This is a genomic window from Terriglobus albidus (genome assembly GCF_008000815.1).
Taxonomy (GTDB): Bacteria; Acidobacteriota; Terriglobia; order Terriglobales; family Acidobacteriaceae; genus Terriglobus; species Terriglobus albidus_A.
This window is the reverse complement of the sequence record NZ_CP042806.1, coordinates 2,630,367-2,643,975: the sequence shown is the minus strand read 5'-3', so window position 1 is coordinate 2,643,975 and position 13,609 is coordinate 2,630,367. Positions and strand designations below refer to the sequence as shown.

Annotated in this window: 12 protein-coding genes and 1 other RNA gene; 7 read left to right on the top strand and 6 right to left on the bottom strand. The window is 55.6% G+C overall.

The genetic code is table 11. From position 1 onward, the window contains the following. The first annotated feature begins 47 nt into the window (after window positions 1–47). The 5 genes from FTW19_RS10535 (at window position 48) to FTW19_RS10515 (ending at window position 6,221) form a co-directional block, all read left to right on the top strand. On the top strand, window positions 48–1,301 hold the full coding sequence (locus FTW19_RS10535) for an ABC transporter permease (RefSeq protein ID WP_147647588.1): 1,254 nt from the start codon (window positions 48–50) through the stop codon (window positions 1,299–1,301). An 18-nt stretch (window positions 1,302–1,319) separates the two neighbouring features. After that, on the top strand, window positions 1,320–2,267 hold the full coding sequence (locus FTW19_RS10530; RefSeq protein ID WP_147647587.1) for a carbohydrate kinase family protein: 948 nt from the start codon (window positions 1,320–1,322) through the stop codon (window positions 2,265–2,267). 47 nt (window positions 2,268–2,314) lie between these two features. After that, window positions 2,315–3,574 (top strand): ABC transporter permease, encoded by a 1,260-nt coding sequence (locus tag FTW19_RS10525; RefSeq protein WP_246153668.1) that lies wholly within the window; start codon window positions 2,315–2,317, stop codon window positions 3,572–3,574. Between the two features lie 39 nt (window positions 3,575–3,613). Further along, entirely contained in the window at window positions 3,614–4,732 is a 1,119-nt protein-coding gene (locus FTW19_RS10520) for a WD40/YVTN/BNR-like repeat-containing protein (RefSeq protein WP_246153667.1), read from the top strand. 64 nt (window positions 4,733–4,796) lie between these two features. After that, entirely contained in the window at window positions 4,797–6,221 is a 1,425-nt protein-coding gene (locus tag FTW19_RS10515; protein ID WP_147647585.1) for a trypsin-like peptidase domain-containing protein, read from the top strand. Window positions 6,222–6,361: 140 nt separating this feature from the next. On the opposite strand, the gene FTW19_RS10510 is transcribed toward FTW19_RS10515, so the two are convergent. Beyond that, the gene (locus FTW19_RS10510; RefSeq protein ID WP_147647584.1) at window positions 6,362–6,631 is read right to left on the bottom strand and encodes a hypothetical protein; all 270 of its coding nucleotides are present in this window, start codon (window positions 6,629–6,631) and stop codon (window positions 6,362–6,364) included. 180 nt (window positions 6,632–6,811) lie between these two features. Continuing rightward, a complete protein-coding gene (locus FTW19_RS10505) occupies window positions 6,812–7,273 on the bottom strand; it encodes a hypothetical protein (protein WP_147647583.1) in 462 nt (153 codons plus the stop codon). Between the two features lie 274 nt (window positions 7,274–7,547). On the opposite strand from FTW19_RS10505, the gene FTW19_RS10500 reads away from it, so the two are divergent. Both FTW19_RS10500 and ssrA read left to right on the top strand, forming a co-directional pair. After that, on the top strand, window positions 7,548–7,988 hold the full coding sequence (locus tag FTW19_RS10500; protein WP_147647582.1) for a CYCXC family (seleno)protein: 441 nt from the start codon (window positions 7,548–7,550) through the stop codon (window positions 7,986–7,988). 239 nt (window positions 7,989–8,227) lie between these two features. Beyond that, window positions 8,228–8,579: a transfer-messenger RNA gene (ssrA, locus tag FTW19_RS10495) on the top strand. 118 nt (window positions 8,580–8,697) lie between these two features. Here the strand turns inward: ssrA and FTW19_RS10490 are convergent. From FTW19_RS10490 to FTW19_RS10475, 4 genes are all read right to left on the bottom strand, one after another. Then, window positions 8,698–9,669: a glycosyltransferase family 4 protein gene (locus tag FTW19_RS10490; RefSeq protein ID WP_246153745.1), complete on the bottom strand. Its 972-nt coding sequence runs from the start codon at window positions 9,667–9,669 to the stop codon at window positions 8,698–8,700. 339 nt (window positions 9,670–10,008) lie between these two features. Continuing rightward, entirely contained in the window at window positions 10,009–11,265 is a 1,257-nt protein-coding gene (locus FTW19_RS10485) for a hypothetical protein (RefSeq protein WP_147647580.1), read from the bottom strand. Window positions 11,266–11,292: 27 nt separating this feature from the next. Continuing rightward, window positions 11,293–12,516 carry a GumC family protein gene (locus FTW19_RS10480; RefSeq protein ID WP_187143410.1) on the bottom strand — a complete coding sequence of 408 codons (1,224 nt, stop codon included), beginning with the start codon at window positions 12,514–12,516 and terminating at the stop codon, window positions 11,293–11,295. Between the two features lie 59 nt (window positions 12,517–12,575). Next, complete coding sequence (locus tag FTW19_RS10475; RefSeq protein WP_147647578.1) at window positions 12,576–13,583, bottom strand: glycosyltransferase family 2 protein; 1,008 nt, start codon at window positions 13,581–13,583, stop codon at window positions 12,576–12,578. Between the last annotated feature and the right edge of the window lie 26 nt (window positions 13,584–13,609).

The following is a 13,609-nucleotide window of genomic DNA, read 5'->3' as shown; positions in this document are numbered from 1 at the left end:
CTGCTCCAGAAGGAACTTTCCAGCCATGGACATCGTACCTATCTGGCATGCCGATTCGCGAGATCTTCCTGCAAACGCTCGCCGCCCTGTGGGCTACCAAACTTCGCAGCTTTCTCACCATGTTCGGCATCGTGTGGGGCATCACCTCAGTGATTCTGCTGGTTGGGTTAGGCATCGGCTTCAGTAAAGACCAGCATGAGCGTATGAAGGGATTGGGAACCGATATCGCCATCATCTGGGGCGGCAAGACCGGAGCACAGGCCGGCGGTTACGTTGCTGGACGCGATATCCGGCTGGAGTATGGCGACGCGGTCGCCATCCGGGATCAGGCAGCGCTGGTCCAGCACGTCTCCCCAGAGATCAATCGGACCGTCAACGAGGTTTCGCAGTACAACGCTGCTAACCGCGCTGTGCGCGGTGTATGGCCGGAGTATCAGGCCTTCCGCTCCATCAAGGTCTCAGAGGGCCGCCTGATGACCGAACGAGACGAGGCCGACGGCGCGCGCGTGGTCCTACTTGGCGATGACACCAAGCAGCAGCTCTTTCGCTCCAACCAGGCCGTCGGGCAGATTATCTCCATCGCGGGCTATCCCTACGTGGTGATCGGCATCCTGGAAAAGAAGAAGCAAAACGGCTCGTATGGCTCCGGCCGCGACGGCACACAGCTCTTCGTCCCCTACTCGTCGATGGAGCGTGACTTCCCGCCGGCGCGTAAAGGAGTCTTCCCGGGCTGGCTGAACGATATCGTTGTTCAACCGGTCTCTCCCGACAAGCATGAGGCCGCGGTTAAAGAGGTCTATCGCATTCTGGGCGAGCGCCACCACTTCAATCCGGACGATAAGGAGGCTCTCTGGGTCTGGGACACCCTGGAGGGCGCCAAGTTCGTGGACCGCATCTTCGGCGTCATGACCATCTTTCTGGGAGCCGTAGCCCTGCTGACCCTTGCCCTGGGCGGCATTGGGGTGATGAACATCATGCTGGTGGCCGTGACCGAACGGACCCGGGAGATCGGTGTCCGCAAGGCTCTGGGCGCCCGCGCCGTCGATATCCACAGGCAGTTCCTGGCCGAATCGGCCATTATTACTCTGGTCTCCGGCACCATCGGTTTCCTTCTCGGAGCCGGTGTCTGCGTCGTGATGCGCTATATCCCCATGCCGGATTTTGTGCCACACCCGGTCATTTCGCCGATCGCCGTTGTGCTTTCCCTGCTCACACTTACCGCGATAACCCTGTTTGCCGGCACCTATCCTGCCCGCCGGGCCGCGATGTTGAGCCCAATGGAATGCCTCCGAACCGAGTAAGGCGTTTACACTAGGAAGATGGAGAGTACTCGGAAGGTCGACCTGGTTGGTGTTGGCCTGAATGCTACTGACACCGTCCTAACCCTTCCTACCTTCCCCGTATTTGGCTCCAAGGTGGAATATCACGACTCCGTCGTTCTTCCCGGCGGCCAGGTCGCCAGCACTGTCGTTGCATGCCAGAACTGGGGACTCACGACCCGCTATGTCGGCAAGCTGGGCGATGACCAGGCGGCCGATCTGCACCACCGAGCCTTCGCCGATGCCGGCGTCGAAACCAGAATCGTCACTGTACCTGATGCCCACTCGCCGCAATCGCTCATTCTGGTAGATCCCAGTGGCGAACGCACGGTCCTCGTCCGTCGTGATGATCGGCTGACACTGAAATCGGAGGAGATTCGCCGCGAGTGGATCACCGACGCCCGCGCACTCCATGTCGATGGGCAGGACACAGCGGCCGCGACGCAGGCGGCCCAGTGGGCTCGCGAGGCTAACATTCCCGTCGTTGCCGACCTGGATCTTCAGTTTCCCGGCATTGACGACCTTCTTATCAACATCGATTACCTGATCGTCAGCCGCGACTTCCCCTCCCGCTTGATGAACGAGCCTGACCTCGAGACCGCACTCCAGAAGATGCAGCGCCGTTATGGAAACACTCTGGCCGCCGCGACCCTGGGGCCAGATGGCGTGCTGGCCTTCGACGGAAAGAGCTTTTGCTATCGGCCTGCTTATCGTGTCCATGCTGTCGACACAACCGGCGCCGGTGACATCTTCCATGCAGGCTTTATCTACGGCATGCTACAGGGCTGGGCTCTGACCCGGCAGCTCGATTTCGCCTGCGCCGCGGCAGCCCGCAACTGTACTGCAGTAGGTGCTCGCGGAGCGATCGATTCGCGCGATGCGATTGAAGCACTGATTACCGCGGATGAACGGTATCCGTCGCTTTCGTTTGATTCTGTAACCGCCTGATTGGGGGAACTCTCCTCCCCTGATCTGCGTATCTTGCATCACGCGCCATGATGCAGATCAAGGAAACCGTTCAGCAATCCATCCAGTCGCTTCTGCGCAACCGCCTACGTTCGGGCCTGACCATGCTGGGCATCGCCTGGGGCCTGGTGACCGTAGTCCTCTTAATCAGCTACGGTGCGGCTCTCGGTCAGACCGTGCTGATGGGCTTTCTCGGTATCGGCAACAACGTCATCATGGGCTGGGGCGGGCAGACCTCCATGCAGGCCGGCGGGGAACGGTCCGGCAAGCGGATTCACCTCACTGCCGAAGACGCCGATGCAGTTCGTGAACAGATGCCGCTGATTCGCGCCTTCTCCGTTGAGAACGACACGTCGTACAGTTTTAAGTGGAACGCCAAGGCGGTCAACATCCAGGTCAAAGCCGTCGAGCTCCCGTACGACGGCATGCGCAGGCTTGTTGTAGAGGAAGGCCGATACTTCGCCCCAGACGATTTCACAGAGCATCGCAAGGTCGCGATCTTCGGGCCTCATGCCGCGCAAAAGCTCTTCAACGGATACCCGCCCGTGGGTCAGACCGTCCAGGTGAACGGACAGACCTTCACCGTCATCGGCGTCTTACGGAACAAGATTCAGGACTCCTCCAACAACGGTCCCGACAACGAGAACGTCTTCCTCCCCTTCTTTACACTGCGCGATCTGGAGAACGTCCGCGATCCCTCGTCGCTGGTCTATCAACCGCTCTCGCCAGAGTTGCATAAGAAGGCGACCAGTGCTGTTCGCGCCATTCTTGCCTCGCGCCACCACTTCAATCCAGCTGACGATAAGGCATTCTCCACGTGGGACACGATCGAAGACTCGGGAGAGATCATGCAGTTCTCCACCGCGCTTGAGGTGCTACTGGGCATCATTGGAGCGATGACGCTCGGGGTTGGCGGTGTGGGCGTCATGAACATCATGCTGGTCTCTGTGACAGAGCGGACGCGCGAGATCGGGCTGCAGAAGGCGCTCGGCGCAAGACGGCGCGATATCCTCGCCCAATTTCTGCTCGAAAGCCTTACCCTGACCTTCCTTGCGGGCATGCTCGGAATGCTCGCCGCGATCGCCATCGCCCATATCATCCCGCCCATGCCGCTTTACTCGGATATGTACAAGACGGCGAACAGCGAAGGCGACATCATTCTGCGGCCTAACCTGATGATCGCGCTGATCTCTTTCGGCATCCTGGCGATTGTAGGTCTGGTCTCGGGCCTTCTACCTGCCTGGCGCGCAAGTCGTCTGGACCCTGTTGCGGCACTGCGGCACGAGTAACGGCTGGATGGCGGACCCCACCTGCTGCTAACGTGGCTCATGCGCCTTACGCTATTCATGCGCCTTACGCTCGTTTTCGCGCTTCTTACGGCCACAGCCTCCGCCCAGTTCACGCTGCAGCAGTCTAACTCCACCGCCAGCTTCCGTGGTATTCACGCCGTGAGCGATAAGGTTGCATGGGCATCCGGCACGAATGGCACTGTACTGCGCACGGTTGACGGAGGCGAACACTGGCTGGCGTGTACCGTCCCTCCGGACGCAGAGAAGCTGGACTTCCGTGGAATTCAGGCATTCGACGACAAGACGGCCATTGTGATGTCCAGCGGCAAGGGAGACGCATCTAGGATCTATAAAACCAGTGATGGATGCAAACACTGGAAACTGGCAATGACGAACACGGAGCCGGAAGGCTTTTGGGATGCGCTCTACAGTGACTCCAGCGATCACGCCTGGGTAATGGGAGATTCCATTAACGGTAAGAGCGTGCTGCTGGAGGTTCGCGCACTCGACGATGCAGAGCCAGAGCTGGAAATGTCTCTTTCGAATCGTGAGGTGGATCGCGGAACCTCCAGCTTCGCTGCCAGCAACTCAACCCTCTTGGTTTTGAACAAAGCGGTACAAGAGCCCGGCTGGAAGTACTCGCGCTGGTGGGCTGGTGATATTCCCGAACACGCCTATGTCTACCGCCTTCGCGAGGAGAACAAAGCCACGTGCAGACCATGCCGCGAGTTCACCGACAAGGTCGAGGTTCCGATGGCCCATGGAGTCTCCACCGCGGGTATCTTTTCACTGGCCTTCCGTCCGGATAAAACGCTCGTAGCTGTTGGCGGCGACTATAAAACGCCAGAATCACCGGTAAAGACTGCAGCGTGGTCTGCGGATTATGGCAAGACGTGGACCCCAGCGACAAAGCCCCCGCACGGCTATCGCAGTTCGGTCGCCTGGTCGAACCGCCTGCAAGCCTTTCTCACTGTCGGCCCGAACGGCACAGACATTTCGTATGACAACGGAAAGATCTGGCAGCCGGTGAGCACCGATATCGAGCAGAGTAACGACTGGAACGCGCTCTCGCTTCCCTTTGTTGTGGGACCAAAGGGGCGTATCGGGAAACTCAACCCCGCCGACTTTCCCAGGAAACCGATCCCCTCGAAGCGCTAAGGCCACACGGTCGTCGCGCAACATTTCACTCCCGCTACACCGTGTCACCTGCTACCGTTGGTGCATGCGTTCCCGCGCATCCCTGGCCATCTTTCTTCTGTTGCCCTTTTCTACGGCGCATGCACAGGCCCTCGCCTCGAAGTCGCCTCTGGTACAGTTTTCCGACGATCTTGAGGCACTTTCCTCGCGGGTTATGCCAACCGTTGTGCGGATTACAGCGCAGGTCTACGTCGGCGACCACGAGGACAGCACACCGATCAACCCGACGGCAAATAGCAGCAATAGCAACCTGCCCGATACGGGTCTGGTCACGGCCGGCACCGCTCAGGGGTCCGGCGTACTGGTCTCCGACGATGGCTACATTCTGACCAATGCTCACGTCATCGCCGGAAGCGCAAGCCTGCGCGCCGAGGTTCGCATGGTCTCAGGCAAACTCCGCGTTCTACCCGCGACCCGTGTTGGCCTGGATGAAGACACCGATCTGGCAGTCCTGAAGATTAATGCTCCGGAGGGTGAAGAGCTCGCCTTTCTGGACATTACCCACCTTCCCCCGGCACACCAGGGCCAGGTTGCGATTGCCTTCGGAAGCCCCTTCGGATTTGAACGCTCGGTCACCATGGGTATCGTCTCCGCAGTCCGCCGGCAGTCCTCACCGGACGATCCCAGGTTGTGGATCCAGACGGATGCGGCGGTGAACCCCGGTAACTCCGGCGGGCCGCTGGTCGATGTCCGCGGCCGTCTTCTCGGCATCAATACCTTGATCTATTCCGAAAGCGGCGGTAATGAGGGGATTGCCCTGGCGATCCCCGCAGATACGGCCCGCACCGTGTTCAACGCCATCCGGAAAAGTGGCCACGTCACGCGGTCCACGCTCTCGATTACGACACATACGCTGTCACGCGATCTGACGCGCGGACTGGGGCTGACCGGGACGCAGGGCGTTCTGGTGGAAGATGTGTGGCCGGCAGGCAGTGGCGAGCGCGCCGGAATTCTTCCGGGAGATATTGTCCAGGAAGTAAACGGCAAGAAGATCACGTCGATCGTTAACTACACGCAGGCGATCTCCGCACTGGAGCCGAAGAAGCAGGTTCCCATTACAATCGCGCGTGGCGACAAGATCCTGAATCTTACGGTCGAGCCAGATCGTGCTGGTTCCCGTGCCCGCTCCCTGACCTCGGACATTAGTTTTGGACGCAACCTGATTCCTCGGCTGGAGATCTTCGGCGTGACGGTCGATCCCGATACGCCAAATGAGTGGAATCCCATCCGCAGTCCGCAGGGGGTGATGGTTGTTGCTCGTTCAAGCGCACTGCGTGTCGCCGAAAGCAGCCTGCGCCCGCATGACGTGATTCATGCCGTAAACGGAAAGCCTGTCACTTCGGTTGAGACACTACGCCGCGAGCTGGCTCAGATTCCAAATCGCGAGTCCCTGGTGCTGCAGATTGAGCGCGATGGAAACCTGTCGTATGTCGTCGTGCCTCCGGGCTAGAGCATTTTCCTGTTGCTGGGTATCCCGGGAGGAGCGTGCAACGGCGTTTTCATTGAGGAAAACGCCCATAGATTCACAAGCCCACTGCCCTACAGAGAAAATGGCTCAGCCGGAGAGCTGAGAATTGGAATTGAGGGGCGTTATTGTGATCGCCTGAAAGCAATGTGGTTGTCTTCGTCTACGAAATACTCAGCTGAACAGCTGTCTCCACCGCAAATCATCGGCTCCAGGCCAAAATACTGGCTCCGCTTGATAAGGCCCATGCAACCACAGCGGGGGCACGCCAGAACGGCAAAATAAGGGTTTTCCTCTGAGCCAAAACGCCCTTCTCCGTCCAGGACAAAGACAGTTCCAGGGGCCATCTGCTCGGGGATCCATGCTTCCAGGAATTCCAACTCCGTCACGACCATTGCCTGCCTCTTTCCGTTGTTCCAACGTACCTTTGGCTAGCCTCGCTTGCTGTTTCGGGGAAGTGCGGCGGGCACAGCCGGGAAGTACCGGCTGCACCTTGTTTGGTGCAAGAATACAGGCACATAACTGCCTGTCAAATGAAAGTTGGCCTCTGCAGGGAACCGAAAGGGGTTCTGGTTCTATTCCAGGAAATCTGCTTCGCGCTTCTTGGCCCAGATAACAAACGCGATCGACATACCGGTATAAATAACCAACCAAAGCAGGGTCCGAAGGCTGGCATTCATAATCAGACCCCACCGCGTCCAGGTGTGAACGGACATATCAATGGTAGCCACCCAGCGCTGATAGGCGGATCCGACCCCGTCAACCGCCAGCCCTACAAGCCCGGCGTAAAAAAATCCCTTCTGCATCTCGTCTGAACGCCGAAGGTTCTGCCAGGTGAGGGGGCTGGTAAGAAAGGCTGTGACCAGGGCGATCAGCGCCCAGATGCCGGCGACAACGACAAAATGCTCATTAATGTAGTCCCATTTGGTTGCGAAACGGGAGCAAACCGGTCCTAATGGATTGAAAACATAGAAGATATCCGATGCCAGAAACTCGGATACGACCAGGATGATGGAGAGCGCCAATCGAAAATTCAACTCACTAACCTTCCGAAGTGGGGGGAGGGAGAGCCCGCCTCAATTTCTATTTTCCGTCGCCGGCAACTTTTCTTTAGTGTAGACGCAACTTCAGCTTTAAATTTGCGTCCTAGGTAATGTAACGCCCACGATGTGCTATTCTCGTGGAGTAAAGATTTATCCGAACAAGGTTCGGAAACAAGTTGCGTCACTGGCCTCCCGGCACGAGCAGCAATGTTCGTGCCGTCTTTTTTCTTTGCCTGCCGTCTAACCCCTCAGAGATCGATCTTTCCTTATGAAGAAGCGCGTTCTGACCGTAATCGGTATCGCTGTTTTTACCCTGGCCGCCTATGCCCAGTGGTCTAACCCTGCCAATGACATTCCTGCGTACAACGCAGCGCCACCCAAGGGAGCCCTGCCGCCGATCATGGCCGGCAAGCAGCTTACCGGCGAGTACTTCTCGCATCCCTATCAGGTGAAGGCGTATCAGATGGCCGCGAAAGTTTCACCGGTATTGCATCAACTTCCCTGCTACTGCCGTTGCGACCGTTCCATGGGGCACAACAGCCTGCATAGCTGTTTTGAAGGGACCCACGGAGCTGCCTGCTCCACCTGCATGAAGGAAGCCGCCTTTGCCTATCAGCAGACCAAGCTTGGCAAAACACCGGCGCAGATCCGGGCCGCGATTGAACGGGGCGAGTGGATGAACCTCGACCTGGAGAAGGCCAGCCTGTAAGGGCATTTTCCCTGTTGCTGGGTATCCCGAAAGAGGCGTGCAGCGGCGTTCTCGTTGCGGAAAACGACCATAGATGCGGAAGCCTTACATCCCACCTACAGGGAAAAGCTTTAAGGGCGAAGAAAAGTGGTAAAATCAATAGCTGAGGAGTGATGAGCCAGCCCCTTGGAACCCTTGGGGCTGGCTTTCGCGTCTCAAGGCGGCTTCCCAGGGAGCCGCAGATGGGTCTTTCACAAGATGGGGGCGTCACGGTTTCGACGGGATTGCGTGCGGCTGAGAGGCATGCCGGGGTGTGAACACCCGTAATCGATCACAAAAACTATAAGTGCCAACAACAACCTGGCTCTTGCTGCTTAATTAACTAAGTAGCCGACCGCTTGGGCTTCGCCTATGGGCCCATACCGGTCGTCGCACAGTAGGCTGGCCCAAAGCGTTCCGCCTGGACGCAGAGGGTGAGATCGATCAGGCTAGTTTCGAGCGTATCTTTGTCCGTTCTTAGCGCTCGTTACGAGATATAGAACAGGAAAAAGCATGAAAGCTCTTCGTCGACAGTAGTTTCGGACGCGGGTTCGACTCCCGCCGCCTCCACCAATTCACATCAAGTATCCAATCGCATTTTGAAGGCTCCCTGCGGCACGAATGAGACAGATACCCGATTCCTTATCCAAAATCCGTTAACAAATAAGATCATCGCACCGTAGCAGGAATGTTAGTGGCATTTTAGGAAGCCGGCGCCCCAAATCTCCTCAAGTGCCTGAAAGAGTGTGGCTTTGAGCCTCTCCCTTGAGTACGATCGCGCGTGCACAACTCCCTGCATACGTCTTTCTTCATCGAAGAAGTCAAGCTCCTTGAAGCCAATCTCCCAAGAGTACTCGTCTCCAAGTTTGACGTAGATGGGGAGGCCGCCATGTAGCTCACGGAAGACGGGAATATCAGAGAGGATTACCGGCTTCCCGAAAGCCATCGCTTCAAATGGGGGTAGCCCGAACCCTTCCATCTTCGATGGATAGACCAGAGCCGTACATCCACCAAAGAGTGAAGCGAGGTCCTCTTTGGGAACGTCACTCAGTAGATCGACCCTGCTCTGCAACCCCAATGAGTTGGTCAATTCACGCAATATCTCCATGTATTGACCGCGGCCGCCTACTATTCGCAAACGGTATTTCGACGCCCAATAGCGGCTCATTCTCAACAGTTCTTCGACATTCTTATGGGGCCACGTGCTTCCAACCGTCAGCAAATACGGCTCCCGGGGAAGAGGAACCGAATCAGAGGGAACATCGATATCGACTGTCTGAGGAATAACGTATATTTTCACGCGGTCGATGCCGTACGTCGCCGCAATAAGGTCTCTACTTGCTTCCGACACCGTCAGAATGCCGTCACACTTTCGAAGAGCGCGCGGCAACAGGTATCGAAAGTTTAGACGCTGAACTTCCGTATCAGGATAGAAGTACGGGCGAAGGTCATGTACAACAACCACCTGTCCCCTATGTCGCGGAACGACATGATGCGTTGTGCACAAGATCTTGACCTGACCGTCAGCCGGGAACTCAAAAAAGCTATAGATCCACCAAAGTATAGGCCGTAGACGCGAAACTTTTGCGGAGCTTGCCAGCCTGGCAGGAACATCAATTCTCCGAAGTGAGGTCTTCAGCTGTACACCGGCAGGCGCCAGCACTTCCACGTCGGAACATCCTTCAAAACATTGAATCAATCCCTCGGTAAACGTGCGAAGGCCGCCCAATTCACCAATTCGCGAACCATTGATTAGCAGTTTTCCAGACCTGTTCCTCACCTACAAGCTCCAAACCGATACTGCCGTGAAACAGACAATGGAGGAACCTTCTCGTCCGTCTAACGTGACCGAACGGATGCGGCCAGTAGAAAGTCCCGTTAGTACAATTTTATATCGAAAATGATGTAGTCAAATTTCGCATTGCTCGACGACCTGGACCAAGGTGAGCGTGCAAAAAAGACGCAGCTTTCGGTGAACAGTTCGATGCGATCATCGCTGAAGCTACTTGCCTTTCAGTGTGGCTATGGCATTCGGTCGGATTGTAACGCTGGCAGGCCGGAGAATAGCTGTCAAAAGCAGGCCCAGTAATAAGGTCTCAGGAAATAAAAACAGTCCTGATATTGGAATGATATTCACTCCGGAAAAGAACAATAGGAGAAGAAATCTTCCGATTGATGGTGTCCGTTTCTGGTCCTCCGCCAGGGATACGATTACCCATCCAGTGAGCGCCCATACGATACACAGCAATGCGATGGTGAACGGACCAAAATCGGCATAGGTTACACCGATGTCGTAGTTTGGATCGCCGACATCTGAGCGATGAGCTGCTGGATCATACTTCTTGGCAATGCGAAAAGGCCCGTAGTCCTTAGGCTTGTTAGGCATCAGAAAGCGAGGAATGCGCGCATATACTTCGTTTTCGAACGTCAGCATGCCATAGTAGTAGTCTTGGCGTGGATCGTCGATCACCGTCATCGAGTTGCGTACCGTATCGGCATAGCCGGAGAGTTGGTTAGCCAGCTCTGCAAGGTCCGCGACGTTAGAAAACAACGCGAACATTGTCGTTAAAACTACAACAATTATCCCAGCAATCGCCATCGCCGACACCGCGCGGATTTGCCGACGCAGCACGTAAACGCGATACAGAAGCCAGATCAGAAGATAATTGATCAGTTGCCCCTTGCTGCCGTGCCAGTACGTGAACACCGCGATTGAGGCATAAAAAACAAACGAATTCACTATGCCCTTCTGCCGGCAGAACATATAAGTGATGAAGCCGAGAGTAGCAAATAGTGTTGAGGAGAGAAAGTAAACTCCATAGCCGCTGCGTGTCATCTCGTAGATGCGGCGTGGGTCATTCAGATAGGCCCGGAACTCGACCAGAACAGGAAGATAAAACAGCACGCCGATCCCGAACAATGCCCAGGATGTAATCAACAATCGACTATCGGCAATTTCAACACCCACAGTACGCAGTCGCAGTGGTTTAAGGAAAGAATAAGCTAGAGCAGCAGAAAGAAACGAAAGCGCGTAGGTTGCGTAGCAGTACCAGTAGGCAAACTCGCTTCCGTTGGGCATATGCACAAGCAACGTATAAACCGGAGGAAGGACATACCGCTGGCCAAGCTGAATTATGAAGAACGGAGTCGCCCAGTTCACCCAGCTTCCGTCCCTGCGCACAATCAGGAGATAGGCAAAGACAAAGATAAGCAGTGATGCCAGAACGATGCTGTTATCAATTGTGCTTGCTGATGGCAACCCGAGTTCCTTCCCGAAGCCAGATTCTTACGAAGTCTGAAGTTTTTGAGTATTCTTCAAGCGGATCGCTGCAAGACGGCTCCGTAAGTCGTTTCCAATCGCTTTGCGAAGAAGGTTGCGCGCAATCACACCACAGCAGGTAAGCACGAAACCGGCGATCGTACATGAAAGCACAATCAGAGTGCGCACGGGACCTGACTTACGTTCGGGCACCTCAGCGTGATCCACTACCTGAATGACAGGCGCGCTTTTAGCCTCTTCCAGACTAGCCATCTCGCGTTGCTTTGTCATTAATACGTACAGCTCCTCGTGGGTGCGTTCCTCACGCAGCTTGCGCAAATAGTCCAGGCCGATTGCGGGAACCTTAGCTGCCGGAACCTGCGTGTTGCCTGGAGTAGGAGACGGTTCAGAATCCTGGAGCCTTGCCAGCTGTGCTCGCTCAGTTGCAATCTCTTCCCGCAGTCGCTCTGCCTCGGGATTCTCGTCAGTGGCATACGTCCGAACTCGGCTCAGTTCAACTTCGCGTGCTGCAATCTGCGCCTGAATACTTGCGATATTGCGAATTGTCATCTCAGCCTGGCCGCTTAACTGGACCAGACCGGTGCGCTCCTGAGTCTGCTTCAGATCATCTTCGGCTGCGACAAGCGCCTTTTTCTCCTCTGCCAGCCTGTTATCGTAAAACAGCCTGCGCTGGGAAGCCTGCGAAATAGCCAGGCGTGTGTTGGCATCATGCAGTTCGTCGACATAGGCATTGGCCAATGCAGCTGCACGCTGTGGATCGTGGTCCTTTACGTTGATGTAGATCAGGCCATCCTTTGCAGCTTCGAAATCTGAGTTACTGCGCAGCATTTTGCGTGCATCCAGCCGCATTTTCTTGCGATAGACGTCCATTAAATGGAAGCGGCTGACTATATGATCCGCGATTTCACGGCTGCCGAGGATGCCCACGTACATGTCAGCAGGATTCTTCAAGCCAAAGGCCGAAGTGGCGCCGCCCAAGCCTCCCAGTGCTCCTAACTGACCAACCAACAGATTATTGGCTGTGTGATCCTGCTGCGGCGGCAAGATTATGGTGGTTGCAGTAAAAACCGGTTTGAGTATAAAGAATGCTGTAATGACACCCGCCACAAAGGCGATGCAGGTACCTACCACAATCTGACGCCGGAATTCAAACAGGAAGCACAGAATGTCCGTCAGATCAATCCCATCGCTCTGCACACTTGTGTGCGATGCTGTTTGCTCAGTTTCCATCAACGTTGCTCCATCAAATCCTTTTGACGCATTGCATCTGCTGCACATGAGTGCATCATTTAAGTGCTCGAGGAAAGCGTCTTGAAATAGCGGTTCCTTGCCAATAGAGGAGTTTTCACGAACATATACCAAACGACTTTGGCGTATACACGGAAAACATTCCGGTAGCGTTTGCTGAACGGATACAACAGCCCGGCTATCGCCATGCGAAAGGAACAGGCAAGAATCAGTATTCCAGCGATCAGAAGCGCAGAGATCAGGCCCTTATGCTTCAGGAAGTGATATACCGTGCAGCGATTTCCTTCCCAAACGCCGATGAAGGGAACCTGCGCGCCGCTTCGGCCGAGAAGATGATACATTTCTACGTCACCCAGAAACACTACCCGATGGCCCGCATTGCGGGTGCGGATGCATAAATCTACCACGTCATCATAGGTGAGGAAATACTCAGGATCGTATCCGCGAATCTGCTCGAAGATCGCTGTACGGATCAGCAGACAAGAGCCAGAGACCACCAGTACATCCTGATTCTTATAGCTCGAATAGCGATCCCAAAGCACGCGCGGAATGCGATTGGGCAGTATGCGCCAGACAATAATCTGCCAGAAACCCCAGGCTCGATTATAGCTGAGCAGTGGCGACCCATCCTCATAGAGATTCTTGGGGCCAACAATGCCAACATCGGTATGCGCATTCAGATAATTCTCCAGCTGTGCAAGGCAATTCTCCGGCAACACCGTATCTGGATTGAGGATCAGAATGTACTCACCGCGGCACTGACCGAGAGGGCAGTTGTTGGCCGCCGCCAGACCGATGTTTTCGTTGTTCAATATGGCGTGGATATTGCTGTTCCGCGCTGCGTAATCCAACACCATCTGCGGCGTAGCATCCGGAGATGCGTTATCGACCAAAAAGATTTCCAGTGGCACATTCTGCAACATCAGGCTATCAATGCAGGCTGGTAATTCGTGTGTCGAACGGTAGGTGACGATGATGACTGAGACGCGAGGCTTAGACGTTGTACTCGAACCTGGCTGAGATGGATTTGAAATCAATTCTTGCGGCATGGAGAATACGTCCTCTTTTTAGACCT